Source organism: Candidatus Leptofilum sp. (assembly GCF_965223285.1).
GTDB lineage: Bacteria > Chloroflexota > Anaerolineae > Promineifilales > Promineifilaceae > Leptofilum.
In genome coordinates this window covers 1,166,883-1,193,039 of record NZ_OZ244997.1, presented here as the reverse complement: position 1 = coordinate 1,193,039, position 26,157 = coordinate 1,166,883, and the positions used below count along the sequence as shown (strand labels likewise).

Annotated in this window: 24 protein-coding genes; 9 read left to right on the top strand and 15 right to left on the bottom strand. The window is 50.5% G+C overall.

All coding sequences use genetic code 11. The features are described 5' to 3' along the window. Nucleotides 1-5 precede the first annotated feature (5 nt). Nucleotides 6-1,301: an acetyl-CoA hydrolase/transferase family protein gene (locus ACOQPU_RS05665; protein ID WP_420644154.1), complete on the top strand. Its 1,296-nt coding sequence runs from the start codon at nucleotides 6-8 to the stop codon at nucleotides 1,299-1,301. A gap of 89 nt (nucleotides 1,302-1,390) precedes the next feature. Here ACOQPU_RS05665 and ACOQPU_RS05660 read toward each other — a convergent pair whose 3' ends face one another. The 12 genes from ACOQPU_RS05660 to ACOQPU_RS05605 form a co-directional block, all read right to left on the bottom strand. Continuing rightward, complete coding sequence (locus ACOQPU_RS05660) at nucleotides 1,391-1,795, bottom strand: hypothetical protein (protein ID WP_420644153.1); 405 nt, start codon at nucleotides 1,793-1,795, stop codon at nucleotides 1,391-1,393. 228 nt (nucleotides 1,796-2,023) lie between these two features. Further along, nucleotides 2,024-2,578, bottom strand: a complete 555-nt coding sequence (locus ACOQPU_RS05655; protein ID WP_420644152.1) for a 2-oxoacid:acceptor oxidoreductase family protein — start codon at nucleotides 2,576-2,578, stop codon at nucleotides 2,024-2,026. Nucleotides 2,579-2,754: 176 nt separating this feature from the next. After that, complete coding sequence (locus ACOQPU_RS05650; protein WP_420644151.1) at nucleotides 2,755-4,020, bottom strand: PLP-dependent aminotransferase family protein; 1,266 nt, start codon at nucleotides 4,018-4,020, stop codon at nucleotides 2,755-2,757. Next, nucleotides 4,017-4,832, bottom strand: coding sequence for a thiamine pyrophosphate-dependent enzyme (locus tag ACOQPU_RS05645; protein WP_420644150.1), 816 nt, complete (start codon nucleotides 4,830-4,832; stop codon nucleotides 4,017-4,019). Before ACOQPU_RS05645 ends, ACOQPU_RS05650 begins: the two co-directional genes overlap by 4 nt. Before the next feature lie 18 nt (nucleotides 4,833-4,850). Then, the gene (gene vorB, locus ACOQPU_RS05640) at nucleotides 4,851-5,918 is read right to left on the bottom strand and encodes a 3-methyl-2-oxobutanoate dehydrogenase subunit VorB (RefSeq protein ID WP_420644149.1); all 1,068 of its coding nucleotides are present in this window, start codon (nucleotides 5,916-5,918) and stop codon (nucleotides 4,851-4,853) included. Next, nucleotides 5,911-6,174, bottom strand: a complete 264-nt coding sequence (locus ACOQPU_RS05635) for a 4Fe-4S binding protein (protein ID WP_420644148.1) — start codon at nucleotides 6,172-6,174, stop codon at nucleotides 5,911-5,913. The genes vorB and ACOQPU_RS05635 overlap by 8 nt, the downstream gene beginning before the upstream one ends. A gap of 291 nt (nucleotides 6,175-6,465) precedes the next feature. Then, on the bottom strand, nucleotides 6,466-7,344 hold the full coding sequence (gene focA / locus ACOQPU_RS05630) for a formate transporter FocA (RefSeq protein WP_420644147.1): 879 nt from the start codon (nucleotides 7,342-7,344) through the stop codon (nucleotides 6,466-6,468). A 23-nt stretch (nucleotides 7,345-7,367) separates the two neighbouring features. Next, complete coding sequence (locus tag ACOQPU_RS05625) at nucleotides 7,368-7,697, bottom strand: hypothetical protein (RefSeq protein ID WP_420644146.1); 330 nt, start codon at nucleotides 7,695-7,697, stop codon at nucleotides 7,368-7,370. A gap of 54 nt (nucleotides 7,698-7,751) precedes the next feature. After that, nucleotides 7,752-8,687, bottom strand: a complete 936-nt coding sequence (locus ACOQPU_RS05620) for a P1 family peptidase (protein ID WP_420644145.1) — start codon at nucleotides 8,685-8,687, stop codon at nucleotides 7,752-7,754. Between the two features lie 65 nt (nucleotides 8,688-8,752). Further along, nucleotides 8,753-9,550, bottom strand: a complete 798-nt coding sequence (locus tag ACOQPU_RS05615) for an ABC transporter permease subunit (protein ID WP_420644144.1) — start codon at nucleotides 9,548-9,550, stop codon at nucleotides 8,753-8,755. Further along, nucleotides 9,537-10,466, bottom strand: coding sequence for an ABC transporter ATP-binding protein (locus tag ACOQPU_RS05610; RefSeq protein ID WP_420644143.1), 930 nt, complete (start codon nucleotides 10,464-10,466; stop codon nucleotides 9,537-9,539). The genes ACOQPU_RS05615 and ACOQPU_RS05610 overlap by 14 nt, the downstream gene beginning before the upstream one ends. 33 nt (nucleotides 10,467-10,499) lie before the next feature. Further along, nucleotides 10,500-11,342, bottom strand: coding sequence for a YhfC family intramembrane metalloprotease (locus ACOQPU_RS05605; RefSeq protein ID WP_420644142.1), 843 nt, complete (start codon nucleotides 11,340-11,342; stop codon nucleotides 10,500-10,502). A 136-nt stretch (nucleotides 11,343-11,478) separates the two neighbouring features. On the opposite strand from ACOQPU_RS05605, the gene mgtE reads away from it, so the two are divergent. Further along, complete coding sequence (mgtE, locus tag ACOQPU_RS05600) at nucleotides 11,479-12,834, top strand: magnesium transporter (protein ID WP_420644141.1); 1,356 nt, start codon at nucleotides 11,479-11,481, stop codon at nucleotides 12,832-12,834. A 420-nt stretch (nucleotides 12,835-13,254) separates the two neighbouring features. Here mgtE and hpt read toward each other — a convergent pair whose 3' ends face one another. Together hpt and ACOQPU_RS05590 are read right to left on the bottom strand one after the other, a co-directional pair. After that, nucleotides 13,255-13,839 (bottom strand): hypoxanthine phosphoribosyltransferase, encoded by a 585-nt coding sequence (hpt, locus tag ACOQPU_RS05595; protein WP_420644140.1) that lies wholly within the window; start codon nucleotides 13,837-13,839, stop codon nucleotides 13,255-13,257. Next, nucleotides 13,836-14,219: a hypothetical protein gene (locus ACOQPU_RS05590; RefSeq protein ID WP_420644139.1), complete on the bottom strand. Its 384-nt coding sequence runs from the start codon at nucleotides 14,217-14,219 to the stop codon at nucleotides 13,836-13,838. The genes hpt and ACOQPU_RS05590 overlap by 4 nt, the downstream gene beginning before the upstream one ends. 51 nt (nucleotides 14,220-14,270) lie before the next feature. Between ACOQPU_RS05590 and ACOQPU_RS05585 the strand changes: the two genes are divergently transcribed. Genes ACOQPU_RS05585 through ACOQPU_RS05575 form a run of 3 tightly spaced genes read left to right on the top strand, consistent with a single transcriptional unit; the run spans nucleotide 14,271 to nucleotide 16,405 of the window. Next, complete coding sequence (locus ACOQPU_RS05585) at nucleotides 14,271-15,020, top strand: SIR2 family NAD-dependent protein deacylase (RefSeq protein ID WP_420644138.1); 750 nt, start codon at nucleotides 14,271-14,273, stop codon at nucleotides 15,018-15,020. Nucleotides 15,021-15,066: 46 nt separating this feature from the next. Continuing rightward, entirely contained in the window at nucleotides 15,067-15,807 is a 741-nt protein-coding gene (locus ACOQPU_RS05580) for a sortase (protein WP_420644137.1), read from the top strand. 43 nt (nucleotides 15,808-15,850) lie between these two features. Next, nucleotides 15,851-16,405 carry an SdrD B-like domain-containing protein gene (locus ACOQPU_RS05575; protein WP_420644136.1) on the top strand — a complete coding sequence of 185 codons (555 nt, stop codon included), beginning with the start codon at nucleotides 15,851-15,853 and terminating at the stop codon, nucleotides 16,403-16,405. A 19-nt stretch (nucleotides 16,406-16,424) separates the two neighbouring features. On the opposite strand, the gene ACOQPU_RS05570 is transcribed toward ACOQPU_RS05575, so the two are convergent. Then, nucleotides 16,425-17,441 (bottom strand): synaptic vesicle VAT-1 family membrane protein, encoded by a 1,017-nt coding sequence (locus tag ACOQPU_RS05570; RefSeq protein ID WP_420644135.1) that lies wholly within the window; start codon nucleotides 17,439-17,441, stop codon nucleotides 16,425-16,427. Here ACOQPU_RS05570 and ACOQPU_RS05565 point away from each other — a divergent pair. From ACOQPU_RS05565 to ACOQPU_RS05550, 4 genes are all read left to right on the top strand, one after another. Then, nucleotides 17,421-18,077, top strand: a complete 657-nt coding sequence (locus ACOQPU_RS05565; RefSeq protein ID WP_420644134.1) for an Hpt domain-containing protein — start codon at nucleotides 17,421-17,423, stop codon at nucleotides 18,075-18,077. The two genes, ACOQPU_RS05570 and ACOQPU_RS05565, sit on opposite strands and share 21 nt — an antisense overlap. A 33-nt stretch (nucleotides 18,078-18,110) precedes the next feature. Further along, nucleotides 18,111-20,906, top strand: a complete 2,796-nt coding sequence (locus ACOQPU_RS05560; RefSeq protein WP_420644133.1) for a response regulator — start codon at nucleotides 18,111-18,113, stop codon at nucleotides 20,904-20,906. A gap of 9 nt (nucleotides 20,907-20,915) precedes the next feature. After that, entirely contained in the window at nucleotides 20,916-23,933 is a 3,018-nt protein-coding gene (locus ACOQPU_RS05555) for a histidine kinase N-terminal 7TM domain-containing protein (RefSeq protein ID WP_420644132.1), read from the top strand. Between the two features lie 81 nt (nucleotides 23,934-24,014). Continuing rightward, the gene (locus ACOQPU_RS05550; RefSeq protein ID WP_420644131.1) at nucleotides 24,015-26,081 is read left to right on the top strand and encodes an SUMF1/EgtB/PvdO family nonheme iron enzyme; all 2,067 of its coding nucleotides are present in this window, start codon (nucleotides 24,015-24,017) and stop codon (nucleotides 26,079-26,081) included. Nucleotides 26,082-26,157: the final 76 nt, after the last annotated feature.

Here is a 26,157-nt window from a genome sequence, read left to right as displayed (position 1 = left end):
TTAGCATGAATTGGGAAAATATTTATCGTCGAAAAGTAACCGACGCTTCAACTGCACTGAGTCATATTCAATCTGGAAATCGCTTGTATATAGGTGGGGGTGCAGGGGTTCCTGTAGAACTCACCAAGGCACTCACCAATCAAGCCGCCAACCTGCGAGATGTGGAGCTAACCCATATCCTCACCTTTGCCGAGGCACCCTACGTTGCCCCGGAATTTAGCGAGAGCTTTCGTGTCAATGCCCTTTTTATCGGCTCCAACGTTCGCAAAGCTGTTGCGGAAGGCAGAGCCGACTTTACGCCGATCTTTTTATCTGAGATTCCCCGGCTATTCCGCACTGGCATTTTGCCAATCGACGTCGCGCTCATCTCCTTGTCGCCACCCGATGAGCATGGCTTTTGCAGCTTTGGCGTAGAGGTTGGCACAACCAAGCCAGCCGCCGAGTCTGCCAAGATCATTATCGCTGAGGTGAATCAGCAGATGCCGCGCACCCACGGCGATAGTTTCATCCACGTTAGCCGGATTCACCACATTGTAGAAACCAACTACCCCATCCCGGAATCTCCCCAAGGGGGTAGCTCAGAGGGACATTTGAAGATTGGTGAATACATTGCCGAGATGATTCCCGACGGAGCTACCCTGCAAATGGGGATTGGCAGCATTCCAGATGCAGTGTTGCGTTTCCTGGGCAATCACAAAGATTTGGGCATTCACACAGAGCTGTTCTCAGACGGTGTGATTGATATGGTTGAGAATGGAGTTATCACCTGTGCCCAAAAGAATTTTCATCCAGGCAAAATTGTGGCTGGTTTCCTCTTTGGCACCAAGCTACTTTACGATTTCATCGATAACAACCCAATTATCGAAATGCACCCCACGGATTACGTGAACGATCCATTCAATATTGCCCAAAATGACAAGATGGTGGCCATTAACTCTGCCTTGCAAATAGATTTGACAGGCCAGGTTTGTGCCGACTCGATTGGGCCACGCTTTTATAGCGGCGTTGGTGGGCAGCTTGACTTCATTCGTGGCGCAGCCCGCTCCAAGGGCGGCTTGCCCATCATTGCCTGCCTGTCTACGGCCCGCGGGGGAACCATGAGCCGAATTGTCCCCATGCTCAATGAGGGTGCTGGCGTCGTCACCACGCGCAACGACGTGCATTACGTGGTTACAGAGCACGGTGTGGCTCATTTATACGGTAAATCTATTCGGGAACGTGCCCAGGCGTTAATCGGAATTTCTGAACCAGAGTTTCGGGATGAATTAACGGCCGCAGCGCATAAATTAGGCTATTTCTAGTTACTGAACTGCCGAGAGCTGAAAAATTTATTACGGATAGAGATTACGGCCGTTTGCCCGCTTCATTTAGGTAAACGGCCGTTTCTACATTATTTCCCGAGCCAAATTTCATGCACATACAACCAAGCAAGTCCGTTCGGGGCGCTGTCATCCACCTGAAAAAGCACCGAGCTTAAACGAGACGTTGTTTCGCCGTTAAATTCTTGCCACTCTTCGTAGGTTGCTAAAATCAAATCCTCGCTTTGGTGCCGAATTTGGACATCCTGTATCCAAATTTTGCCCGGATTTGAGTGAGAATTAGCATGTAGCTGGCGCAAATTTTCAACGAGTGGGGTGCGTAGCGTTAGGCGGCCGTTTGGCGACACAATATAAAAACCGTCTGCCATCACCGCGGAAAATCGTGCAAAAATATCATCCTCTTCTGGAATCTCACCGTTAAACCAATCCTGAAAAAATTGGTGCAGCTCAATTATCTCTTTTTCGCAATTAATCATCTTCACTTCCTTAAATTTGGATAGGGCTTTCGCAGTGGAGATTACAAAAGTCTTGCTATCTCTGGATAAATCACCATCATTCCTGAGACTTTTGTAGTCCAGAGGTCCTTTTCTCCATTTTAACCGTTGTGGCTAGACAGAAAAAACGGCCGTTTGCTACCAAGCAACGGCCGTTCATCTAAAAACTATGCTCTGGGGCTAAGCCCGAACAATTTTCACATACTGATTCTAACTTAAAGCAGTCTGTTTCGCTGCGGCGCGGAAACCAGCGTGCAGCACATCCAGATTGCCCTGCAGAAACTGTTGCTTACGCGCTGGCAAATGGTCCTGCAAGGCGTCTTCCAAAGCGGTGATGGGCAAAACTTGATGATGTGCCAGCATCGCGCCAATCATGGCCATGTTGAGCATTTTGATGGTACCAAATTCCCCAGCAATGCCATTGGCGGGAATTTCTACTATTTTCAAATCGTCACGAGGCTGATCCGGGGTGACGATGCTACTGTTGATAACCAGCAAGCCACCGGGCTTTACCAGGTTGACGTATTTCTCATAAGAGGGCTGGTTAAAAACCAGGGCAATATCCGGTTGGGCAACAATCGGCGCCCCAATGGGATCATGGCTAACAATCACGGTGCAGTTGGCGGTGCCACCACGCATCTCTGGCCCATACGACGGAATCCAGGTGACGAAACGGCCGTTATCCATCCCTGCGTAAGCTAATAGCTGGCCAGCAAACAAGACACCCTGCCCGCCAAAACCGGAAATAATAATTGAAGTTTCCATTTTGTTTAGTTCCTCAATTCACGATTCCAGAAATCCACTCACGCATTTGTCATTCTGAATGAAGCAGAGCGAAATGAAGAATCCCATTCAACTTGGTTGGGATGCTTCACTCTGTTCAGCATGACAATTTCAAGTTGTTTTCGCTTTCTGAAACAATGAGCATTTAATAATTTTTTCTAAAAAGCAATCGCTGGCACTGGGTCCAGCACGTTCTGCAACACTTGCCCTAAGCGAGCAATGCCTTCCTGAATTTCCTCAGGGCGCGCGTTGGAGAAGTTGAGGCGGAAGCTATTCTGGCCGCCACCATCCGGGTAAAAAGTGGCACCGGGGACAAAAGCAACTTTATTGGCAATTGCTTCTTCCAGAACGGCCGTACTGTCCAGCTCATCCGGCATTGTTACCCATAAGAACAAGCCGCCCTGTGGATGCGTCCAGTTCACTCCAGGCGGAAAATGCTCGGTCATGGCAGCCAGCATGATGTCACGCCGTTCCCGGTAAACATCGCGGATGTTGCGAACGTGCTCGGTTAAAAAGCCATCTTTGGCTACTTCATACGCCATCATCTGAATGAAGCTGCTGGTGTGCAAATCCATTCCCTGCTTGGTCATCACACATTGCTGAATCACGCTCTTAGGAGCGACAATCCAGCCCAGCCGCAAGCCAGGCGCCAACGTCTTGGAAAAGGTACTCATGTAGATGACGTTGCCCTTGAAGTAGCTTTGGTGTTCGTTCTGGTGAGTATACTGACGGCCGTTCTGCCTATCTGCGTCCAAAACCACCAGCGGCGGGATATGCTCTCCCTCAAAGCGCAGCTCGCCATATGGATCGTCTTCGATAATTGGCACGCCATAATGGTCGGCAATGTCAATTAGTGCCAACCGTCGCTCGTAAGAGAGCGTGACGCCGCCCGGATTTTGGAAGTTGGGCAGCACGTACATAAATTTCGGACCACCGCAGAGAGCCTCTTCCAGCAAATCTACGCGCAGCCCGTCATGGTCAATTGGCACGGAGCTAAATTCAGCTTGGTAGGCTCGCCACGCCTGAATTGCCCCCAGGTAAGTCGGCCGTTCCGTCAAAATCAGGTCGCCGGGGTTGATGAGCAGCTTACCGATAAGGTCCAGTGCCTGCTGTGACCCACTAGTAATTAGCACGTTGTCAACCGAAGCCTCAATACCATAACGCCCCATCTTTTCTACGATGAGTTCGCGCAACGGCAGATAGCCCTCTGTAGTGCTATATTGCAACGCTTGTGCGCCATATTCCTGCAAAACCCGACTGCTTGCCGCATCGAACGCCTCTACGGGAAACATTTCCGGCGCAGGCAGACCACCGGCAAAAGAAATAATATCAGGGCGTTGGGTAAGCTTCAGCAGCTCACGAATCATCGAGCTGCCCATACGCTGAGTGCGCTGTGCGTAGCGATGATGCCACGGGGTACTCATTTTTTGGCTCCTTTTCTGCTTTTGGTTGCTAAACGTTCGTCAACTTTATAATCACCCAATGGGTAGAAAGGCACCATATCCTGCTCAACCCAATCGAGTGCTTCCATAGGCGTCATGCCCCAGTTGGTGGGGCAACTAGAGAGCAGTTCCACCACGCTAAAGCCCAAATTATTGATCTGCGCATCGAAGGCGGTGCGGATCGCTTTTTTAGCTTGCAGCACGTGGCGGGCGTCGTGCAAACTGCGGCGCACGCTGTAAACCACACCGGGCAGTTGGGCCAGCAGTTCTGCCATATGAATTGGCTTCCCGGCTAAATCGGCATCCCGGCCAAATGGAGAAGACGTGGTTTTTTGCCCTAACAGGCTGGTGGGGGCCATCTGCCCGCCTGTCATACCGTAGATGGCGTTGTTGATGAAGATAACGGTGATCTTTTCACCACGGGCGGCGGCGTGAATTATTTCGGCCGTGCCAATGGAAGCCAAATCACCATCCCCCTGATAAGTGAAAACAATTTTGTCAGGATTGACGCGCTTGACGCCCGTAGCCATGGCCGGAGCGCGGCCGTGGGCAGCCTCGCAAGCGTCTACGTTGAAATAGTTGTATGAAAACACGGAACAGCCGACGGAGGAAACCAGAATGGTGTCTTCCAAGATGCCCAGCTCGTCGATTACTTCGGCTACCAGCCGATGGGCAGTGCCGTGGGTGCAGCCAGGGCAGTAATGGGTGTCGATGGTGCAAAGGCTAGACGGCCGTTCGTATGCAATTTTTTCCGATGGTTGAAGGTTGACTTGTTCTGAAATCAAAGTATCCATTATTTTGTTTTCTCCGCGTTAGTGGGCAGCAACCAGCTGCGCTAGAAATGCTTCGGCTTCTTGCTCTACTTCTTCAGGCAGCGGAATGCGGCCACCCATGCGTCCCAGGAATTTGATGGGCTTGTGGATGCCGGCCACCATGCGCACATCGTGCAGCATTTGGCCTGCGTTCATTTCCACAACCAACAAGCCTTTGCTCTTTTGAGCCACTTCGGCTAGCTCTTTTTCTGGGAATGGCCATAGGCTGATTGGGCGGAAAAGCCCCACAGACAAGCCACGATCCCGCATACGCTTTACGGCCGTTTGGGCCACGCGTGCGGCCGTCCCAAAAGCCACCAGCGTAATCTCAGCATCCTCCACAAACTGCGTTTCGTACCGAACTTCCTCTTGCTGGATGATGGACAGCTTGGTTTGCAGCTTCTCGTTGAGCATTTCCAGATTGTCTACGCCCATGTAAAGCGAGTTCACTAGATTTCTTTCACGGTTTTTGGCACCAGTTAACGCCCAAGACGGCCGTTCCACAGGCAATTCCCGCATGGGGGGCAATTCTGCTGGTTCCATCATTTGGCCAATAGCACCATCTGCCACCACAAAAACCAGCGTGCGGTACTTGTCTGCCAAATCAAAGGCCAACACCGTCAGATCAATCGCCTCTTGCACATTTGCCGGGGCCAACACAATGGGGTGAAAATCACCGTGCCCGGCGGATTTCGTTACTTGATTGTAATCTGACTGGCTAGGTTGAATATTGCCCAGGCCAGGGCCGCCACGCATCACGTCGATGATAACCACAGGCACTTCAGAACCGGCAATGTAGCTAAACCCTTCTTGCATCAGGCTGATGCCGGGGCTACTGGATGAGGTCATTGTGCGCACGCCAGCGGCAGCAGCACCATACACCATGTTGATGGCGGCTACTTCACTTTCTGCCTGCAAAAAGACGCGATCCAGCTCCAGCATCCGGCTAGACATATGCTCCAGCAGCTCTGTTTGGGGCGTAATGGGATAACCAAAGTAGGCTTCGCACCCGGCACGAACGGCCGCTTCGGCAAAAGCCACATTTCCTTTGAGTAACTGTTTAGACATGCGCCATCATCTCCCTTGGTTGCTTCTTGTTCTTCTGGGGAATGTCACGGAATACGGTGATACAGCCGTCTGGGCAAACAACAGCACACAATGCACAACCGGTGCATTCATGTTCCAGGTCTACGTACACGGCAGCACGGTAACCTTTCGCGTTTAGAGTATTTGCTAATTTAATTACATCTTGGGGACAAGCGGGGCGACAAAGTTCACACCCTTTACAACGTTCGGCATCTATGACAATACGTCCAGTGGCCATGTAATGAAACCTCCATAGTTGTTTAGAGAAAGTAAAAATAGTGGGATTGTTGCCACACGGTGGCAACGTCTTCTGAAAACAAAAAAAAGCTGACCAGTTTATCTGGACAGCCAATTGGTTTATTAAGGTTCGAGACAATAATCCAACAATGAAATTATGCGGTTTTCGAGTAAATTTTGTTAGTGAAGATGCGCTCTTATCGTTGCGAAGAATGTCACAAGCCAGCGAGTATTTGGGCAATTTTGTTAAGGAGAAATTGGACTGGGCATTTACCCATGACTCAGTTGCTTTCTAATCCATAGAGGTGGCTCCAGTCCAGGTGGGGCGCAGGTAGATAAACCAGTAAACGAGCCCTACCATGAGTGCGCCGCCAACGATATTGCCAATGGTAACGGGCAGTAGGTTGCGCAAGAAAAAGTTGCCCCAGGTGAGCGATTCGTAGGCAACGGCCGTACTCCCAATCTCCGCCCAAAAACCCACCGGTGCGCCTGCTTTAATAAGCAACCCCATTGGGATGAAATACATATTGGCCACGCTGTGCTCAAAGCCAGCAGCTACAAACGCCGTGATAGGGAAAATAATTGCCAAAATTTTATCGGTGGCGCTGCGTGCCCCCATACACAGCCAAACTGCCAAACAGACCAGCGCATTGCACATAACGCCCAGCACCAACGCCTGCCCAAATTCCAAATTGACCTTGCCATTGGCAATGTTGAGCGCATTTTGGCCAAGTGCCCCATCGGCAAACCGGTATTGCTGGCTGAATAACATCATAACGGCCGTTGCCACCGACCCCACAAAATTACCTGCGTAAACAATAAGCCAGTTTCGTAAAAGCTGCCCGGTGGTCACTTTGCCATCTGCCCAGGCCATCACAATCAGGTTATTGCCCGTGAACAGCTCTGCCCCGGCCCCAATGACCAAAATTAGCCCTAGGCAAAAGACCAAACCACCCAGTAGCTTGCTCAGCCCAAAAGAGAGCGTGCTGCCAGTGGTAACGGTGGTGGCAAAGATAGCCCCCAGCGCGATAAAAGCCCCGGCTAAAACTGCCAGGGCAAACATTCTAAAAGGGCCGAGCTTGGCTTTGGCCACGCCCGCCGCCTCTGCCTTGTGGGCCATCTCCTTTGGCACCAGGGCATCGGCATTAAAGCCAACATTTTGTACAGTCATATATCTGGTTTCTCCCAAATGTTTTAGGCAATGGATTGGATTCCTTCGATGGGTAACTCTTCCTTACGGCTTTGTCGACCCGCAATAAAACTTGGTGCCCGATCCCAGGTCTCTTGCTGCACAACGCTCAGAGTTTCAGCAATATAAATTGTCCTGGCGGCAGCATCATACTCTTCGATATACTCAGACGGGATGTATATGTGACCACCTAAATCCACGCTCCAAACCTCCAAATAGCTGGCATAAAGGCGAAGTTCAGGATTTACATCCTCTTCCCGATGATGAATGCGTAATAGGTCACCCAAAACGACATCATCTGCGGTTACAACTTTGTCGTACTTTTTGAATTGCATGGTTCAACCTCCTCATTTCCTCTGTGAAAATATTGTCAATTGGGTACGGCCGTCTTATTCTGTAGCCAAACCTGGAATTGGTCCAACTGCCGCTGCCTGCCGCACGCCGTTGCGAATTGCCTCGGCCACCACCTCAACTGCCACGTTGGCCACCAGATCAAAAGAAGCCTCCACCTGCCCCGTGGCCAAAGCATAGGCCGTATCGCCATCGTGGGTTGTGTGCACGGGTCGGATGGCGATGGCAAAGCCGTCGTGCGCCCGTTGAGCCAGGCGATTGGCCTCAATTTTACTCAGTTTTGCATTGGTAAATAGCACCACCAGCGTCGTGTTGGTACCCACAGGGGCAGCAGGCAAGTTGGGGAATTGACGGTATGGGTTTTGCTCTACAAGCCAACGGCCGTTGGCATCCCGCGCCCCCGCCAAAACCGATCCATCTACATTTACCACATCGCCTATGGCATTCACCACAGCCCCTGCGCCCACCACTATGCCATCAACCATAACACTGTGCAGACCAAAACCGCCTTTCATGATCGTTTGGAAGCCCCCCCATTTGCCGACCGTGACGCCAGCACCGGCACCTACATTGCCCTGAAGCACATCTGATGCGACTGCATTTTGGCACGCCTCATACCCCATCTCGGCATCCGGTAGGCGTTGGCCATTATTCATGAACAGGTCGTAGACAACGGCCGTTGGCACCAGCGGAATTGGACGAATAGGCGTGGGATGGCCAATGTCGTGTTCAGCAAGCCAGCGCATGGCCCCATCGGCACTGGCCAGGCCAAACGCGCTTCCCCCTGTCAGCATCACCGCCTGGATGTACTGAATGGGTTTGTCTGGCTGGAGCAGCATTGCTTCCCGGCTACCCGGTGCGGGGCCGCGGACATCCACGCTGGCAACGGTATTTGGTGGGCATAAAAACACGGTGCAGCCCGTGTAAAACTGTTCATCGGTGGCGTGTCCAATCTTGAGGCCGGCTAAGTTCACAACGTTTATCCTTTGTTTTGGGAGATTAGAGATTGGAGGCTGGGTAGCTCTTTAATCTCTAATCTCTACTTCCAGCGTGTCAAGATTGTTTCGCGCTGGAACATCTTAACGGTGAGATAAAACAAAATGGCGTCCAAAATGATGAGAACAACGGCCGTTACCAACACCAGCTCACTACTCAACAAAAACACGCCAAATGATTGCCCCATCACCAGCAAAATGATGGGCAGCATCACTGCACCAGACAGCTGCTCTGCCGTACGCGGGTCTGATACACGTGAAGAGATCATCATGGCCGCACAAACCGCCAGCACCGCCAGGAGCGGCCCCACCAAAAAGACCGCCAACAGCCACATCGGATCAATGATGCGGGCAAAGACCGTCTCATTGGTCATCAGGCGCGCCCCAATTAAATAAATACCAAAAGACAGCCAGGTCACCACAATGGCTGGTAAAACGGCCGCTATCCCCTTACCCAAAATCAGCTCAATAGTAGTTATGGGCGTGGCCAGCAGCGGCTCCAAACTTCGCGTCGATTTCTCCCCTACAATGCTGTAAGCGGCAATGGTCACCGGCACCATCACCGGCAAAATCATGAACAGCAAGGTAAAAATATTGAGCATGTACACAGTGGTACAATCTGCCTCATTCAGCCCCAAGCAAATGTCCCCAAAAAATTCATCCGGGGTACCTTGGGTTGTGCTTGTTGCCATCTCTTCAGGGGTCAGGCCCTGCATAGAGTAGATGGTAATGAGAGGCAGTGCAGTTAGCAGCAGTGGCAAAAACGCCACGGAAAACAGCACCAGCTTATTCTTAAACACCTCTGCCCACTCCTTGTTGATAATGGTGTTAATTTTGTCCATCAGCCTGCTCCTCACGGTTAATTAGCTGGAGGTAAATCTCTTCCAGCGAGTGGCGTAGCTCGCCCACAAACTGAATGTTTTGTCCCCCGTTCACCAGCAATCGGATCATTTCTGGATTATGCAGTTCTAGTTCGTCCACTGCCACCAGCAGCTTGTTTTCGTGCGCCTCAATATTTTTAATGTAGGGCAAATTTTGCAGGATAGGCACGCCCGTTTGTGCTTCGCTGGCAAGATGAAAGACGACCTGACGGCCGTATAGCTGCTGCCGCAAACCCTCTGGCGTATCCAACACCCGCAGCCGGCTCTTGAACACGGCAATACGGTCACACAGGCGGTCTGCTTCGTCCAAATTGTGCGTCGTTAAGAAGATGGTGCGCCCCTGCTCCTTCACATCCCCAATAAAATCACGCACCAGCCGCGCTGCCTCGGGGTCTAGCCCTGCGCTTGGCTCATCCAAAAACAGAATACGCGGTTCGTGCAGCAAGGCACGGGCGATGGCTAACTTCTGCCGCATCCCCTTGCTGAAGGTTCCTGTGGCATCATTGCGTCGCTCCCACAAGCCCAACATTCGCAAATATTTCTCTACCTGCCCAGGCACGTCCTTAACTTCATAGAGCCGCGCATAAATGGTGAGGTTCTTAAGCGCTGAGAGCCGCTCATACATGCCGGGGGTCTCGGTAAGAATGCCCACATTGCGCCGAATTTCAATATCGGACTCACCCAGCTTGTGGCCCAGCAGCGTAGCACCGCCTGCCGTTGGCGAAATTAGGCCAGCCAACATGCGCACCGTGGTGGTTTTGCCGGCCCCATTAGGCCCCAAAAAGCCAAATACTTCTCCTTCAGGAATAGTAAGGGTGAGGCGGTCAACGGCCGTATTCTCCCCAAACCGCTTTGTTAAGTTAGTCGTCTCAATCATACGCGCACCCAATAAACGCTACACGAATTTTTATCAAGAATATTTACTCTGATCCAAGGAATCCTGTGAAACTGCTAGTGGCGACAATGGCTCCAGCGCAGGCAACGGCGGCAATTCCGCCTCGACAGGCTCTGGTCGGCGCAGCCAAAAGATAATCGCCAAACTTACCCCACTCATCACGCCCAACACAGTCTCGGCCATAATTGCGCTTTGTGTCACAACCATATACACCAGAACGCCATCAATAAGCGCATGCCACAAAATGCCAGCCCCAAACCAGCGCAGCTGCTTGCGTACAAAAGCCTGCATCACCAGCAACGACGCGGATAAATGGAGCAAAATGGCAAAAAATCGCTCCAATGCCCCAAACACGGCAATCGCAGGCGACACACCAAACAACGCCTCAATTTGCTGGTCTACCAAATAAAGCTGATCCTCTGGCACAGATGCCAAAATGTCCGCAAAATACCCTTCGCGCAACCCAAGCAAGATGGTGAAATTAATCAAACCCAGCACTCCGAGGATGATTGCTTCAACACCGCCATGCCCTGCGCCCACCATCATGCCTGTCCCCCAACTGCGCGCCTTCTTTGCCCAAAAGCGAAAAGTAATATAGCGCATGACACCTTCAAAACTGCCAGCAGATAATCCTAAAAAGGTGGCGTAGAGCAGTAAATTATCGGGCGTTACCCACGCTAGCTGCTGCAAAACGAGCCAGTTAAAAGGCAAGTGCCCAACCTGCGCTAAAACAAACGCACCAGCCCCGATGGCAAAGAGCGACCAACCCACCTTTAGCCTACGGGATAGCCAGATTCCCAACAAGATGGGCATCCCAATCATCAACAAAAAGTTGATCAACAATAGCGCGGGTATCATCAAATTCTCCTTCCCTTTGGATTGTATCACGAATTTAGTGGGATATAATGGGGCGGCTGCCCCGTTCTCTTTTGTGGCATTTATGCTCGCTGCGGCCACAACACACACATTCCCTCCCAAATTAGGAGCTTTCAAGATGGATGAAAATGCAATGAATTTCCTCCCAATTGAAGATATTGAGCAGTTTGTGGCCGATGGCCAGCTAGTCGAACTCCAGACACAGCTCGAGCGGGTGCATCCCGCCGATATTGCTGTGCTGCTAGATGAGTTGGAACCAGAAACGGCCGTTACCGTCTTTGAGCTGCTGCCAGTTGAAATTGCCAGTGAAGTGCTAGATGAAACCGGTGGCCAAGTGCGGCAAGAGCTGGTAGAAAAAGTAGACGATGAACGGCTGGCCGACCTTCTCGACGAGCTGCCGATGGACGATGCCGCCGAGTTCCTGGAAGATTTGCCAGAAGAAGTTTCAGACAGGCTCATTGGACTCATGGAGCCAGAAGAAGCGGCCGAAGTGCAAGGACTGCTAGCCTACGAGGAGGAAACCGCAGGCCGCCTTATGACCCGTGACGTGGTTGCCCTGCGTCGCCAATGGACCGTTAGCGAAACCTTCGACTACTTGCGTTCTCTGGAAGATGCCGAAACATTGCATTACCTGTATGTGGTAGACCGCGACAAGAAGCTCATCGGCGTGGTTCCGCTACGGGTACTCATCTTGTCACAGCCCGATGCCACCATCGAATCGCTCATGAGCAGTGATGTCGCCTCTGTTCCCGCAACGGCTGATCAGGAAGAGTTGGCCGAATTTGTCGCTCGCTACGACTACTTCGTCGTCCCTGTCGTCAGCGAAACCAACGAGCTACTCGGCGTTGTCACCGTGGATGACGTATTAGACATCTTCGAGGAAGAAGTTACCGAAGACATTCAGCGGCTCGGTGGTTCTGAACCGCTAGACCAACCTTACTTTGCCGTCTCTGTGTTTCAGATAGTGCGCAAGCGCATCGGTTGGCTGCTGCTGCTCTTTGTTGCCTCCACCCTTTCCGGCGAAGTGATACGCTTCTTCCAAAATGAGCTGGATTTAATTGTGGCTCTGGGTTTCTTCATCACACTCATTACTGGCACAGGCGGTAACGCTGGCTCACAAACCGTCGCCACCATCATCCGTGCCATCACGTTAGACGAAGTGCGCCTAAGCAATTTAGGCGCAGCCTGGCGGCGCGAGGTCTCCGTCGGGCTTCTGCTAGGCGTTGTGATGGGTGCCGTGGGCATCGTGCGTGCCTTGCTGTGGCAAACAGGCTTCGAGGTGGCACTGGTCGTTGCTCTCACGCTGCCCATCATCGTTATTTGGTCCACAACGGTGGCCACCGTCATTCCCATCTTGGCAGATCGCGTGCGGATTGATCCCACCGTTATCAGCGGCCCGATGATTGCCACCATTGTGGATGCGACTGGCTTGCTCATTTACTTTTCTCTAGCGAAGTTGATCCTGGGAATTTAGGCACCAAACATGATTTTTGTCATCTTTTTGCCAGACAAAGATCAGTAGACAGTTGCACATGCTATTATCTATACTTCCTCTATCTTGTAGGTAAAAAGTACTAGCTGCTTTTATCTATGGGATAGAGGAAGCTCCGAGAAATTGGACGGTTTTTTACCGAAGCTGCGGGGATCTAAACTAAAAATTCAACATATTGAAAGATATTGAGAATAGAAGTTTAGAAAGCCAAAGCAAGACTTTCTAACAAGATGTGTAATATACCGTATTCATATATGATTGGTAATTGCACATGAGTTAGTAAGCAAGTTTCAGAGAGAACGGGAGACAAATGTCACTCGAATCAATGGAAGCGGTAAAGTACCAGATGGTTACTTGGGGCTCCTCGCTTTTTAAGCACACTCTTGGCAGGGTGTGCTTTTTTTATCTGTTATTGGGTTGAAATATTTCTGGCTTCAGGAGGCCGACAAAAGGCAGGTTGCGGTATTTGCCGCGATAATCCAAGCCATACCCAACTACAAAGCGGTCCGGGAGGTCGAACCCTTTGTATTTGATGGGTAAATTGATAAGGCGGCGGCGGGATTTATCGAACAAGGTGCATACCTCGATGCTGGCTGGTTCGCGGGCCCGTAAATTTTGCAGCAAGTAATTGAGCGTGAGGCCGGTGTCGATCATGTCCTCAACAAAAAGCAAATGCCTGTCTTTGATAGTCTCATCTAAATCTTTTTCCAGACGCACCAGACCGCGCTCGCGCGTTTCGGCTGAATAACTGGCAATAGCCAGGTAATCTACTTCCACCGGGATGGTAATTGTCCTTAGTAAATCGGCCATGAAGGGGACAACGCCATTCAGCACACCAACGAGGAGAGGGTAACGGCCGTTATAATCTGCCGACACCTGCTCCCCCAACTCAGTTACCCTGGTTGCTATTGCTTCAGCAGAAAAAAGCACTTTGGAAATACCATCATATAATTCGCCATAGGCTTCTGGTGGCAATGTAGCCTTCATTGGTCATTGTCCTGTGCGTCTGTGCCAACAATGGGCGCAGCCTCGCCATCTAACCCAAACTTGATCATTAGATTGCGTAAATCATCTCGCTTAAACAACTTCACGTTGATATCGGGGTATAATTCAGCCATCTGGCGAATTTTACGGTTTTTATGCCGAATAAGCTTGGGCCGCAACGTCGTCAACTCAACATACAAATCCTGACCCGGCAAATAAAAATCAGGCGAAAATGCAGTGGTGACGCTCCCATCATCGTCCCAAACCAGAGGAAACGTACGTGGTTCATATTCCCATTCAATCCCATAGTAATCAAGAATGCGGGCAAATTCCTCTTCAATTTTGTGGGCAAATTGTGGCTGCTGAGGCGTTTCTTGACTCAAATTAGTGCTCCATGTGGTTTACTTATTTGCCCTCATTATAGAGAAAAAGATATGTCAGACAATTTTCATTTTCCAGACACTCTCATCCAAAAATTGAAAACCGCCCAATCTGTTGCGGTACTTACCGGGGCGGGCATTTCGGCAGAGAGTGGCGTACCGACCTTCCGTGAAGCACAAACGGGCCTCTGGGCCAAATATGATCCGCAAGAGTTGGCTACACCACAAGCATTTCAGCGCAATCCCAAGCTGGTGTGGGAGTGGTATACCTGGCGACGGGAGCTGGTGAATCGGGCAGCCCCAAATCCGGGTCATGTGGCGTTGGTCGAATTGGCCAACCTGGTGCCACAACTCACAGTCATTACCCAAAATGTCGATGGGCTGCACCAGGAGGCAGGCAGCACCAACGTACTCTCGCTGCATGGTAACATCATGGAAACAAAGTGCTTTACGCATGGCCATTTTGTGGCGCAATTGCCAGCAGGTGATGAGGTGCCACCAAAATGCCCAACCTGCGGCAGCTTGCTACGGCCGAATGTGGTGTGGTTTGGCGAAAATCTACCCGGAGATGTGTTGACAACGGCCGTTCACGCCGCCCAATCCTGCGACATCTTCTTTTCTGTTGGCACTTCTGCCCTGGTACACCCAGCGGCCACGCTGCCCATGTACGCTCTGGAAAACAAGGCTCTGCTCGTGGAAATCAATCCCCAGCCTACCCCGCTAACCCGCTGGGCCGATGAGGTGCTTTCTGGGCCATCTGGTGAAATTCTGCCTGCTTTGATCCAGGCAATTCAGGCTGCCTAATCTCATTGCTTTACATAAATCATCTTGTCGTTTATACTGATGCGGTATGACAGCGCAAAATTCTGACGAAAAAGTAGTCCCTCTGGGGATCGTCTTTATCACAGTTGGGCTCATTGTGGTTTTAACCGCTGCTTCGATATTGCTTTTTAGGCCACCTGACGGGCAAACGGCCGTTGCCAACACCCCCCTGCCCGTCATTACCGTCGTTGTTACGCCCATTCCCAATGCCACTGCCATAACAGAAGAAGCGGTAGCCAGCACCGAAATCACCTTACCAGAAGGGTTTGTTAGCTTGGAAGATGCCCAAATTGGCAGCTTAGCCAATCAGCCACAACGCATCGTGATTCCCAGCCTTGCGGTGGATGCCCCTGTAGTAAATGTTGGCTTAACCGCTATTCAGAGTGGTGAACAAACTGTGTACCAATGGCAGGTTCCAGAAGCTTACGAGGCTGGCTGGCACAACAGTAGTGCGCCTCTGGGGCAGGCAGGCAACACAGTGCTCAATGGCCACCACAACATCTTTGGCGAGATTTTTGGCAAGCTGGTTGATCTGGAAGTTGGTGCCGAAATTGTGGTCTACGATGAAGAACTCCCCCATAATTACACCGTAACCGATGTGCAAATCTTGCCAGAACGAGACCAGCCTTTGGCTGCCCGATTGGAAAATGCTCAATGGATTCAAGCAACTGCGGACGAACGGCTGACGTTGGTAACTTGCTGGCCACAAACGGATAATTCTCACAGGCTCATTGTGGTTGCACATCCAACCGATTCCGGATCAAATTGACCGATATTAATTGTTTGTTGACTAACTTTTTAGGAGGTTTGTAATGAAACAAAATAGACGTACTGGGTTGGTAATTCTTCTGCTGACTGCTTTCCTGCTTCTCCTGGCCGGCACCGCTCAGGCACAATCGGATGAACGAGGCTCGATTAGTGGCGCCGTTTACAAAGACGTGAATGGGGATGGCGTATGTGTGAATACTGGCGTTGCAGGTGAAGAGCCGGTTGAAGGCGTCACAATTGAATTTGTCAGCAGCGATGAGGCGACAGTTGTAACTTTAACTACGGCTGACAATGGCACCTACGGCTTGGCAGCGGCTGGGCAAAGCTACTGGCGCGTCACGGCCAAACCGGACACCGCAAAATATGTAGTCACGTCAGAAAACCCACGCTATGCGCCTGTTTTCCCAAACGATGGCTTGGTACAAACTGGGTATGATTTCTGTGTAAGTGAAGGTACCAACGCGGTTATCATTCTGCCAGAATCTGGTGCTGCGGCCAGCACATCGGGTGGCAGTTGGATTGTTTGGGTAACGGCCGTTTTCGGGCTTGCTCTCGTCGGCATGGGTATCTTCCTGGAATGGAAACGTCGCACGACGTAGAACGTTCAACGATTTTACATTAAGGCAGCAGCAGCACTTTGCCAATATTTTTGCGGTCTTGCATGTAATGGTGTGCCGCTGCTGCCTCTGCAAAAGAAAACGTCCGGTCAATTTTAGGGCGAAACAGAGCCTCATCATACCAGGCAATAATTTGCTTCATCCACGGGCGCATCATCTCAGCTTGTTCCCACATATGCCCCAAATTCACACCAATCACCGCCTTGTTGTCGTTCATTAACTTGAGCGGCGTGTAGAACGGCAGCATCACCATTCCCCGAAAAACTGACCACAACGAGCGACGCTTGCCAGTGGCTAAACTGCTGGCCCCAAAATGGATTAAACGGCCGCTTGGCATCAGCAATCGGTAATTTTTGGGCCAATGAACACCGCCGAGCGGGTCCAACACCACATGCACCCCCTTGCCACCCGTCAAATTCATCACCGCACGCTCATAATCCTGGTTTCGGTAATCAATGGCATGTGACAACCCTTGAGACAACAAAAAGTCATGCTTCTCAGGAGAAGCAGTGCCAAAGGTCTCTGCTCCTAAAATGCGGCACAAATCCAGCGCAGCCAGCCCCACCCCGCCCGCCGCTCCGTGAATGAGCACCTTGTCACCAGCCCGTACAGACCCCATTACCACCAGCATCATGTAAACGGTGAGGTATGTTAACGGAATGGCTGCACCATCTTGAGCACTCATCCAGTCTAACCGCTTGTAAACTTGCCTGTACGGCACACAAACCACGTTGCTGTAGCCACCAAAACGTGTGAGGGCAGACACAGCATCCCCTTCACGAAAATCGGGCACACCCTGCCCTAGCAAATCGATTTTGCCGCTCACTTCATAACCGGGCACATAGGGCAACCGAGGGGCATCGGGGTAAATGCCTAATCGCCCCAAAATATCAGCAAAATTAACACCGGCAGCCTCTACCCGAATCCGCACTTCGCCACTTCGAGGGATTGGATCGGGGCCATCTTGCACCTTTAATACTTCAGGAGGGCCTGCTTTTTGAATCCAGATTTGTTGCATACATCATTCCTGTTAGATGAACTGTCAAAACTCATTGGTACGGTATTTTATGTCGCCAGCCCCAAAAAACGACATTGCGTTAAATCGTATGGTTTGGTGGGCAAACCAGTAGTACCTATGCACCGCTCGTTTTCAGGTAGTTGGTACCTTAGCGGGAGTGTCGCTAAAATCGCCAACTCATACAATGAGGAAAGCTGGTTGATTGTATCCATAGACCACTGTGAAGGAAGAGTTATGATGAGACAAACAAACCACACAGTAGCAAACACGGCCGTTTCTGAGCATACCCTGTTGCAAATTCAAAACAGCGTCAAGGATGCACTGGAACAGGTGATGGGTGATTCATCACCCGAAATGCTTGATGAAATGGCATCCATTTTTTTGGAAGATGCTGTTCCACTGATTACCCAAATGAGGGAAGGCCTCGCTAACAGAGATTTTACCTCCATTAGCATGGCTGCCCATGCCCTAAAGGGAAGCAGTGCCACCATCGGCCTTTTACCATTTTCTGAATTGTGCCTGGCTGTTGAAGCGAGTAGCAAACAGGGGCAAGCCGAGCTTACCCGCAGCAATTTGGCCTCTCTAGAAGCAGATTATCCCACGGTTCAACAGGCTTTACAGGCATTTTTATTTTAGTTTGTAAAAGGTTGATGCGTCTATAAAACAGCTATGCGACAAAAAGACCTTCAGCACCGTCTCGATAATCTGAAGTTGAATGATGCATCTCCACCCTCGCTAGAACAGTGGCAGGCGTTTCTGGACCAGGTTGACACCACGCTGCGTACTTACGACCAGGAACTTTCTGCCAACACACTTATCAATGATCTACTAACAAAAGTATCCGCCCTGCTCGACCCCATTGAAATATTGGAAACCATTTGCCAGAGTTTGGCCGAGGCATTGGGCGTACCCCAGGCAGCAGTCGCCATGCTGAACGCCAATGAAACAGAATTGCATGTGGTGGCCGAATATTTAACGGAAGGACGGCCGTCTGGCATTGGATTGGTGTTTCCGATTGTAGGAAACCTAGCTTCTGAACAGGTTATCAAAAGTGCCAAACCCTTGGTCATCAAAAATGTTCAAACAGACCCGCTAATGGCCAACACCCGTGAACCATTGGCCTTTAGAGGCACCGTTAGCCTCCTCATTGCACCAATCTTGGTTGGCGGGCGCGTTATTGGCACGTTTGGCATAGATTCCCTTGTAGAGCGCGAGTTCGCCCCTTCTGAAATAAACTTGGTGCAGCAGGCCATGACAACGGCGGGGCAAGCCCTCTCAAACGCTCAGCTATACACTCAGCTTCAGGATGAACTAGTAGCGCGGAAACAAGCAGAAAACGAACTATCTTCACTATACCGGGCTGCCACCCAACTGCTTACCTACAACAGTTTGGAAGAACTTGCGCTCCAAATTGCCAACAATTTAATTGAAGAGTTTGATTTTGCAGATTGCAGTGTGCTTTTGCTAGACAAGCCAATTACATTAAGCAACAACGTTGTGCGGAGGCAAGAGTGGCAGGCCAATCGGCTGGTACGATATGCATTTGCAGGACATTTTAGCCATGAAGTTGCTCCGGCTATTCCCCTAGATGGTGTGGGGCTGATTGCCACGGCCGTACGCACCAACCAGGTAATCTATAGCCCAGATGCACGTTTAGACCCACGCTATCTCCCCTTTGATAGCAAAACCATCACCGAGCTTGTCATCCCCTTAAAAGTTGGCGACCAAATTGTTGGTGCGCTGGACATGCAAAGCCCGGAAGAAGACGCCTTCGACGGCCGTGCCATTGCTGTTGCTCAGGTATTTGCCGAGCACGCCAGCCTGGCGCTGCTCAATAGTTTACTAAACAGGCAGCTACGGCAACGAGCCAAAGAACTGCTGGAAGCAAAAGAAGCGGCTGAAAAAGCCAACCGAGCCAAATCTGCTTTCTTGGCCAACATGAGTCATGAAATTCGCACCCCCCTAAACGCCATAATCGGGTTAACCAATCTGCTGCTAGACACATCACTTTCACCTGAACAGCAGGATTATGTGGAAACAACCCACCGCAGTGGCGAGGCACTGTTAAGCGTACTCAACGACATTTTAGACTTCTCCAAAATCGAAGCCGAAAAGCTGGAATTAGAAGAACAGCCTTTTGGACTGCGCAGCTGTGTCGAAGAAGCCTTAGACCTAATTAATTCTGAAGCAAGTAACAAGGGGCTAAATTTGGCATATTACATGGAGGAAAATGTACCGCCAATCATACAAGGGGACATCACGCGCGTTCGGCAAATATTGGTGAACTTAGTTAGCAACGCGGTGAAATTTACAGACAAGGGCGAAATTGTCATCTTTGTTTCTAGCGAACCCTTGGCTAACAACAAACATGAAATTCACCTGGCTGTCAAAGATACAGGCATTGGCATTCCGCCGGAGCAACTAGATAGATTATTTCTCTCATTTAGCCAGGTGGATGCTTCTACAACACGCCAATATGGTGGCACCGGGCTTGGGTTGGCTATCTCCAAACGTCTGACTAATCTTATGGGAGGGCAGATGTGGGTGGAGAGCATTGTTGGCAAAGGCTCAACCTTCCATTTTACGATTCAGGTTAAAGAAGCAGAATTAATTGGCGACCAAGATAATCTGCCCAGAGGAGATGCTTTATACAACAAACACATTCTTATTTTGGACGATAATCCGACGAACCGAACAATTTTGGCAAAACAAGCCGCCGCCTGGCAGATGATTCCGCACTGTTTTAGCACCAGCGCAGATGTCATCTTTGCCCTGAAAGACAAAGCGCACTTTGATGTGGCGGTGTTGGACATGGAGTTGCCAAAGATGGATGGTGCCATGCTGGCGCAAATCATCCGCCAAACTCGCTCTGAGCAAATGTTGCCCTTGGTGCTGCTCTCTTCCATCGGGCAAACGCTGCCTTCAGAAAAACGTGCTTTGTTTCAGGCAACGCTCACAAAACCAGTTAAGTCTTCTGTTCTGTTTAACACCTTGGTAAAAATATTATCTAATGACGCAACGGCCGTTCCCCCACAAGAGGGAAAGGCAATGTTCGACGCCACATTGGGAGAGCAATTTCCTTTGCGTATTTTGCTAGCTGAAGACAACACCATCAACCAGAAGGTAGCCCTGCGAATGTTAGAGCGGCTGGGGTATCGGGCAGATGTAGCCGGGAATGGTTTAGAAGTGATTGAAGCGGTGCTGCAACGGCCGTACGATGTCATCTTGATGGATATACAAATGCCAGAAATGGACGGTCTCAAAGCAACCATCCACATTCGCGAAGAACTGATAGGATGCAAGCAACCTTATATTATTGCCATGACAGCCAATGCCCTGGTAGGAGACCGCGAAACATACCTGAGCCAAGGCATGGACGATTACGTAAGCAAACCTGTTCGGGTGCAGGAGCTTCAGCGTGCTTTACAAACCTGTCATCTATCCCTACAGGGGAAGAATTTGTAAAGCAACACGATGATTGTGGAACTGTCTCCTTACACTATCCCACTTGCTATTACCGCTGTGATTGCGCTTGCTTCTATGGCATACACATACCGGCAGCCCAATGCTGCTGGCAGCCGGGATTTGCTATCATTACTCCTTGCCATTACCATTTGGGTAATTGGCTATATTTTTGAACTCAATGGCTCTTCGTTAGCAAGCAAACTGTTTTGGGCAAAAGCCGAATATTTTGGCATTGTTTTTATCCCCGTCTCATACCTGCTTTTTGTACTTAAATATATTGGTGCTTTCGACAAAATAGAAAAGCCACGGCGATTTACGGCCGTTCTGCTCATTCTCCCTTTGATCACCCTCTTACTTGTTTGGACAAATGAACAACATGGGCTCATTTGGCCCTCAATAACGTTGGAGCACGTCAACAATCTAACATACCTTGTGTTTGAGCATGGCCTTTGGTTTTGGACCTACATTGGGTATGTTTACCTATTGCTGGCTGTCAGCAGTGTGTTCTTGCTGCGGAAGATGGTTACCACCCCACAACAATTTCAGGGACAAATCATTCTTGTTGTAATGGGCAGCCTTTGCCCCTGGCTGAGCAACATTGTGTACCTCACAGACAGTAATCCTGTTCCATATCTAGACCTCACTCCATTTGCTTTTGCCATCACCGCTTTTTGCTTCACAATAGCCTGGTTCCGATTTAGCTTTTTGGATGTTGTGCCAATTGCGCGGGAACGAGTGGTGGAGCAGCTAAAAAGTGGCGTCATTGTTCTGGATCACCGAAACAGGGTTTTAGACGTAAACGAAACGGCCGTAACCCTGCTGCAACAAGAAGAAAAAGCGTTGTTGGGCAAACCTTTTGTGGTGAACTGCCCAAGCTGGGCACCATTGGAAGCTGCATTGGCTAAAAACCAGAATACCAAACTGGAGCTATCTATTGCTGAAACCTTCTATGAAGTTTCCGTTACCCCTCTGGAAAACCTAAACAAACGGGCAAACGGCCGTTTAATTACCTTCCACAACATCACCCAACGCAAAGAAACCGAACTGCTGCTGCAACAAGCCAAAGAAACGGCCGAAGCAGCCAATCAAGCCAAGAACCATTTCCTCACCAACATGAGCCATGAGATTCGCACCCCGCTGAATGCCGTGGTAGGCATGGCAGAGATGCTGCGGCAAACCAACATGAACGCCAATCAAAACGAAATGGTGGACGTCATTGCCCAGAGCAGCAACACTCTTGTTGAACTCATTAATAACATCCTGGACTTTTCTCGACTAGAAGCAGGTAATCTGAGTTTAAATAACCAAGTGTTCGACCTCATAGATTGCATTGAAGCATCGTTGGAAGCTGTGCAACAGGCTGCTGGTAAGAAAATGATCAAGCTCACCTACCGCATAGTCGAACAAACACCGACCTTATTAACTGGCGATCCGGTGCGGCTGCGGCAAATTTTGGTAAATCTGCTAGAAAATGGCGTCAAATTTTCGGAAGAGGGCTACGTTCACATCGAAGTTTCTCATATCCAGAACAAGCCAAATATTTCGCTGGAATTTGAAGTGTGCGACACCGGCATTGGCATTGCTGCGGAGCAAATTTCTCAACTTTTCTCGCCATTTCAGCAGGTAGATGGCTCTTTAACCCGCACCCACGGCGGCAACGGGCTTGGCTTGGTAATTTGCAAACGGCTGATTGAGCGAATGGGTGGTGAAATTTATCTGCTATCTGAAATTGGCAAAGGCACAACGGTTCACTTTTCTGTGCAAATGGGCATAGCCACAACGCAAGTCCATCCAGTAATAACGTTACGCAAAAATGATGCATCGTTGGCAGGCAAGCGACTGTTGGTGATTGCCAAAAATGCGGCGCAGCGCAGGCAAATTAGCAAAGAGGCCCGCGTGGCCGGGTTGGAAGTGTATGTGGCAGGTAGTTCAAAAGAGGCGGCTTACTGGATTGATCATTCATTGCCTTTTCACATGGTGCTGTTGGATACGGCCGTTTGGCAAGCTGAGCCCGACATTTTGAGCCAGTTAACCAACAAAGAAAGCAGTACTCCCCTTCCCACCATCCTAATGGGGCAGCAGGAAGACGTCTTGCGCCAAACAATGTTGAGGCAACCAGGATTGTTTGCTGGTACGCTCACCCTGCCAATAAAAGGGCCGCAACTGTACGATTTGTTAATGGCTGTTTTGTCTGTTGGTAGCCGAGCAGAAACCAAGCGAGAACCAGGCGAGAGCATGGCAGAGCGATTCCCTTTGAGGATTCTGCTGGTAGAAGACAACCAGCTTAATCGTCGCGTTATACAAAACATTTTGGGCAAATTAGGGTATGAGGCGGATACGGCCGTAAACGGTCGCATCGCTGTAGAACTTGCCAGTCAACACGCTTACGACGTGATCCTGATGGATGTTCAGATGCCAGAAATGGACGGCGTGACGGCGACAAAACAAATTTTGGCAGAGTGTGCGCAGGGGAAACGGCCGTACATCGTGGCGGTTACGGCACACGCCCTGCCCGGTGATCGTGAAAATTATTTGGCTGCTGGAATGAACCAATACCTTAGCAAGCCAGTTACGATTAAGCAGTTGGTAGAACTGCTTTACCAGGGCATCGAATTTCAGAACCAGCCCAGCAACAACCTCGCCTCTACCCCAATTGAAGCACCTGCTTCCGTACCATCTGCTCAACCAATTGATATGGAAGCGTTAGCGCAGCTGGTAGGCAAAGACACGCATGAGTTTCTAGAAAGGATGACCCCCATCTTTTTGGAAGATACGGCTCTCCTGATGCAATCTCTGGAAACGGCTGTGCAAACTCACGATAGCTTAGCTATTCGGCATGCTGCACACACGCTCAAAGGCTCTAGTGCCAGCATGGGCATGACCTCGCTCGCTGCCTTTAGCCATCAGCTAGAACAAATTGCCAAAGCCGACCAACTTCAGGATGCCCATCATCTCTTCGACCAGGTCAAAGCGGAATACGATCGTGTACAAACGACCCTGGCGACCTTGAGCAAAGCAGGCGTTTAGCAAACGGCTTCTGTTAGTCACATTGTAATCAGACCCATTTACACATAAAATAGGTGGCAAAAGTTGCTTATTTTTATGCTTATGAATAAAAGCACAACGACTGGAAATCCATATTATCAAAATGGGTATAGCTCTCCTCTCTTTTTTGGGCGGCAGGCGTTGTTTGCCTGGCTGCTAGACCAAACTGCCCCAGATTTAGCTGCCGACCAGCCGATTATCCTTCATGGTCCAGCAAAAATTGGCAAAACGGCCGTCCTCAAGCAGCTAGAAGCAGGTGCCATCAACCCACCGTTTGTAGGCATCTACGTTGATTTTGCCCAAACGGCATTAGACAGCCTTAGCGCGCTTTATTGGGACATTGCCAATATCGGCCTCAACACGTTGGCGCGGTACAACATTGAGCTGGATACGCTGAACCATACAGACTTTATTGCCGATCCGCCAAAGGCACTACAGCAACAACTTTTGCTGCCCACCGAAAAAATCTTGCATGAGAAACGGCCGTTTAGCCAAACCAGCCAGCGGCGTCTACTTTTCTTGTTTGACAATGCCCACCTACTGCTGGAACAGCTAGCAACGGAGGCATTGCCAGACGAAACAGTGGCAAATTTACATCACCACTTGGCAGCCGAAACCACCGCCCACGCCATTTTTGCCATCACTAGCCCAAAAGACGGCCGTGCTGATGAACATCCGGCCTTACAAAACGGCTTATTCTATGAACTGCCTCCCCTGGATGAAGATGAAACCATCGCCTTGGTGCGCCAGCCTGTCACCTACACCTTGGTTCAGGACGTTGCCCAATACATTTATCAAATTACAGAAGGCCATCCGTACAAAACACAGCAACTGTGCCACAATTTATACGAACATCAGCAGCAATACAATCTCTCCCAAATTACCGTAGCCGATGTGGCAACCATCCACAAATTCTCAACAGCCAATGGCAGCAGTGCCTTGCCCACGTACGATCTGCAAGGGAGTCATGGTGTGAAGCAAGCCTTTCGGCTAGCTCGCCAGGCAGATTTTTGGCGCAGTCGGTCGCTTCTCTTTTTGCTTCTGGCAATTGTGCTGCTGACCGCCTCCGTGGTGCTCTTTACGCTGGCGGGCAACTCACCCATTAGCCAGCAGGTGGCAGGCTTTCTTGGCGTACCTTCACCGACGCCAACGGCCGTTCCGGCTACACCAACCGCCATGCTGGAAGCGGCCGTTGTAACTGACCCCACCGCCACCCACACTGCCACACCCACCAACACACCTAACCCAACGGAAACGCCAACAATCACCCCCACCCCAACACCCACCAGCACGCCTACCGCCACCCCTACGCCTGACCGCTACCCTTTTACCATCATTCGCGAGCAAGACGGCATGGAAATGGTGCTCATTCCTGCCGGAACCTTTCTCATGGGGGCAGCAGAAGATGATTTTTCAGCTGGTCCAGATGAACGACCACCGCATGAGGTCACGTTGCCTCAGTTCTACATCGACAGATACGAAGTCACTGTCGAGCAATATGCCGCTTTCCTCAACCGCATTGGCGCGTACGAACGCGCCTGCAATGGCGTTGATTGTGCCTGGCCTCAGGAGCTGGCCGGGTACACAAGCTACTTGTCTCGGCAAGATATTGGGGATGGCTCTGTTCAATTTTTTGCGGCCACTGGCTTCGCTAATTATCCCATCAACCACGTAAGCTGGTTTGGGGCGCAAATGTATTGTGAATCGGTTGGGGCACGCCTGCCCACAGAAGCAGAGTGGGAGTATGCAGCCAGAGGAACAGACGGCCGTATCTACCCCTGGGGCAACAATATGCCAGACCCCACGGGAGATTTAGCCGTGTTCCAAAGTGATAGTTACGAAAACATGAAGCCTGTTGATGCCCTACCCAATGGTCGGAGTCCGTTTGGTATCTATGGCATGGCTGGCAGCATGTGGGAATGGACCGGTGACTGGTATGACGAAACCTACTATGCGGAAAGTGAAACCAACGATCCCACCGGTCCAGAAACCGGCTTTGCCCGCGTCATTCGGGGGGGCGCGTGGCCGTTCAACAACCAGGCAGACCGCATTCGGTCTACCAACCGCAATTCGTTATCGCCCGACTTTATCAGTTCGGCCGTTGGCTTTCGCTGTGCCCGGCTTCCATAAGGCAAGCCAAACCAAAGCTTGCTACTTTTAGGAAGATGCGTATGATTGCCAACGAAGGAAAGAGCAATAAGCGAGG

Excerpts from the sequence above, each read along its gene's own strand:
- ACOQPU_RS05555 (WP_420644132.1), top strand. The coding sequence starts at position 20,916 with ATGATTGTGGAACTGTCTCCTTACACTATCCCACTTGCTATTACCGCT.
- ACOQPU_RS05580 (WP_420644137.1), top strand. The coding sequence starts at position 15,067 with ATGACAGCGCAAAATTCTGACGAAAAAGTAGTCCCTCTGGGGATCGTC.
- ACOQPU_RS05635 (WP_420644148.1), bottom strand. The coding sequence starts at position 6,174 with ATGGCCACTGGACGTATTGTCATAGATGCCGAACGTTGTAAAGGGTGT.
- ACOQPU_RS05550 (WP_420644131.1), top strand. The coding sequence starts at position 24,015 with ATGAATAAAAGCACAACGACTGGAAATCCATATTATCAAAATGGGTAT.
- ACOQPU_RS05575 (WP_420644136.1), top strand. The coding sequence starts at position 15,851 with ATGAAACAAAATAGACGTACTGGGTTGGTAATTCTTCTGCTGACTGCT.
- ACOQPU_RS05660 (WP_420644153.1), bottom strand. The coding sequence starts at position 1,795 with ATGATTAATTGCGAAAAAGAGATAATTGAGCTGCACCAATTTTTTCAG.
- ACOQPU_RS05650 (WP_420644151.1), bottom strand. The coding sequence starts at position 4,020 with ATGAGTACCCCGTGGCATCATCGCTACGCACAGCGCACTCAGCGTATG.
- vorB (WP_420644149.1), bottom strand. The coding sequence starts at position 5,918 with ATGTCTAAACAGTTACTCAAAGGAAATGTGGCTTTTGCCGAAGCGGCC.
- hpt (WP_420644140.1), bottom strand. The coding sequence starts at position 13,839 with ATGAAGGCTACATTGCCACCAGAAGCCTATGGCGAATTATATGATGGT.
- ACOQPU_RS05625 (WP_420644146.1), bottom strand. The coding sequence starts at position 7,697 with ATGCAATTCAAAAAGTACGACAAAGTTGTAACCGCAGATGATGTCGTT.
- ACOQPU_RS05560 (WP_420644133.1), top strand. The coding sequence starts at position 18,111 with ATGCGACAAAAAGACCTTCAGCACCGTCTCGATAATCTGAAGTTGAAT.
- mgtE (WP_420644141.1), top strand. The coding sequence starts at position 11,479 with ATGGATGAAAATGCAATGAATTTCCTCCCAATTGAAGATATTGAGCAG.
- ACOQPU_RS05615 (WP_420644144.1), bottom strand. The coding sequence starts at position 9,550 with ATGGACAAAATTAACACCATTATCAACAAGGAGTGGGCAGAGGTGTTT.
- ACOQPU_RS05570 (WP_420644135.1), bottom strand. The coding sequence starts at position 17,441 with ATGCAACAAATCTGGATTCAAAAAGCAGGCCCTCCTGAAGTATTAAAG.
- ACOQPU_RS05645 (WP_420644150.1), bottom strand. The coding sequence starts at position 4,832 with ATGGATACTTTGATTTCAGAACAAGTCAACCTTCAACCATCGGAAAAA.
- ACOQPU_RS05605 (WP_420644142.1), bottom strand. The coding sequence starts at position 11,342 with ATGATACCCGCGCTATTGTTGATCAACTTTTTGTTGATGATTGGGATG.
- ACOQPU_RS05655 (WP_420644152.1), bottom strand. The coding sequence starts at position 2,578 with ATGGAAACTTCAATTATTATTTCCGGTTTTGGCGGGCAGGGTGTCTTG.
- ACOQPU_RS05610 (WP_420644143.1), bottom strand. The coding sequence starts at position 10,466 with ATGATTGAGACGACTAACTTAACAAAGCGGTTTGGGGAGAATACGGCC.
- ACOQPU_RS05665 (WP_420644154.1), top strand. The coding sequence starts at position 6 with ATGAATTGGGAAAATATTTATCGTCGAAAAGTAACCGACGCTTCAACT.
- ACOQPU_RS05585 (WP_420644138.1), top strand. The coding sequence starts at position 14,271 with ATGTCAGACAATTTTCATTTTCCAGACACTCTCATCCAAAAATTGAAA.
- focA (WP_420644147.1), bottom strand. The coding sequence starts at position 7,344 with ATGACTGTACAAAATGTTGGCTTTAATGCCGATGCCCTGGTGCCAAAG.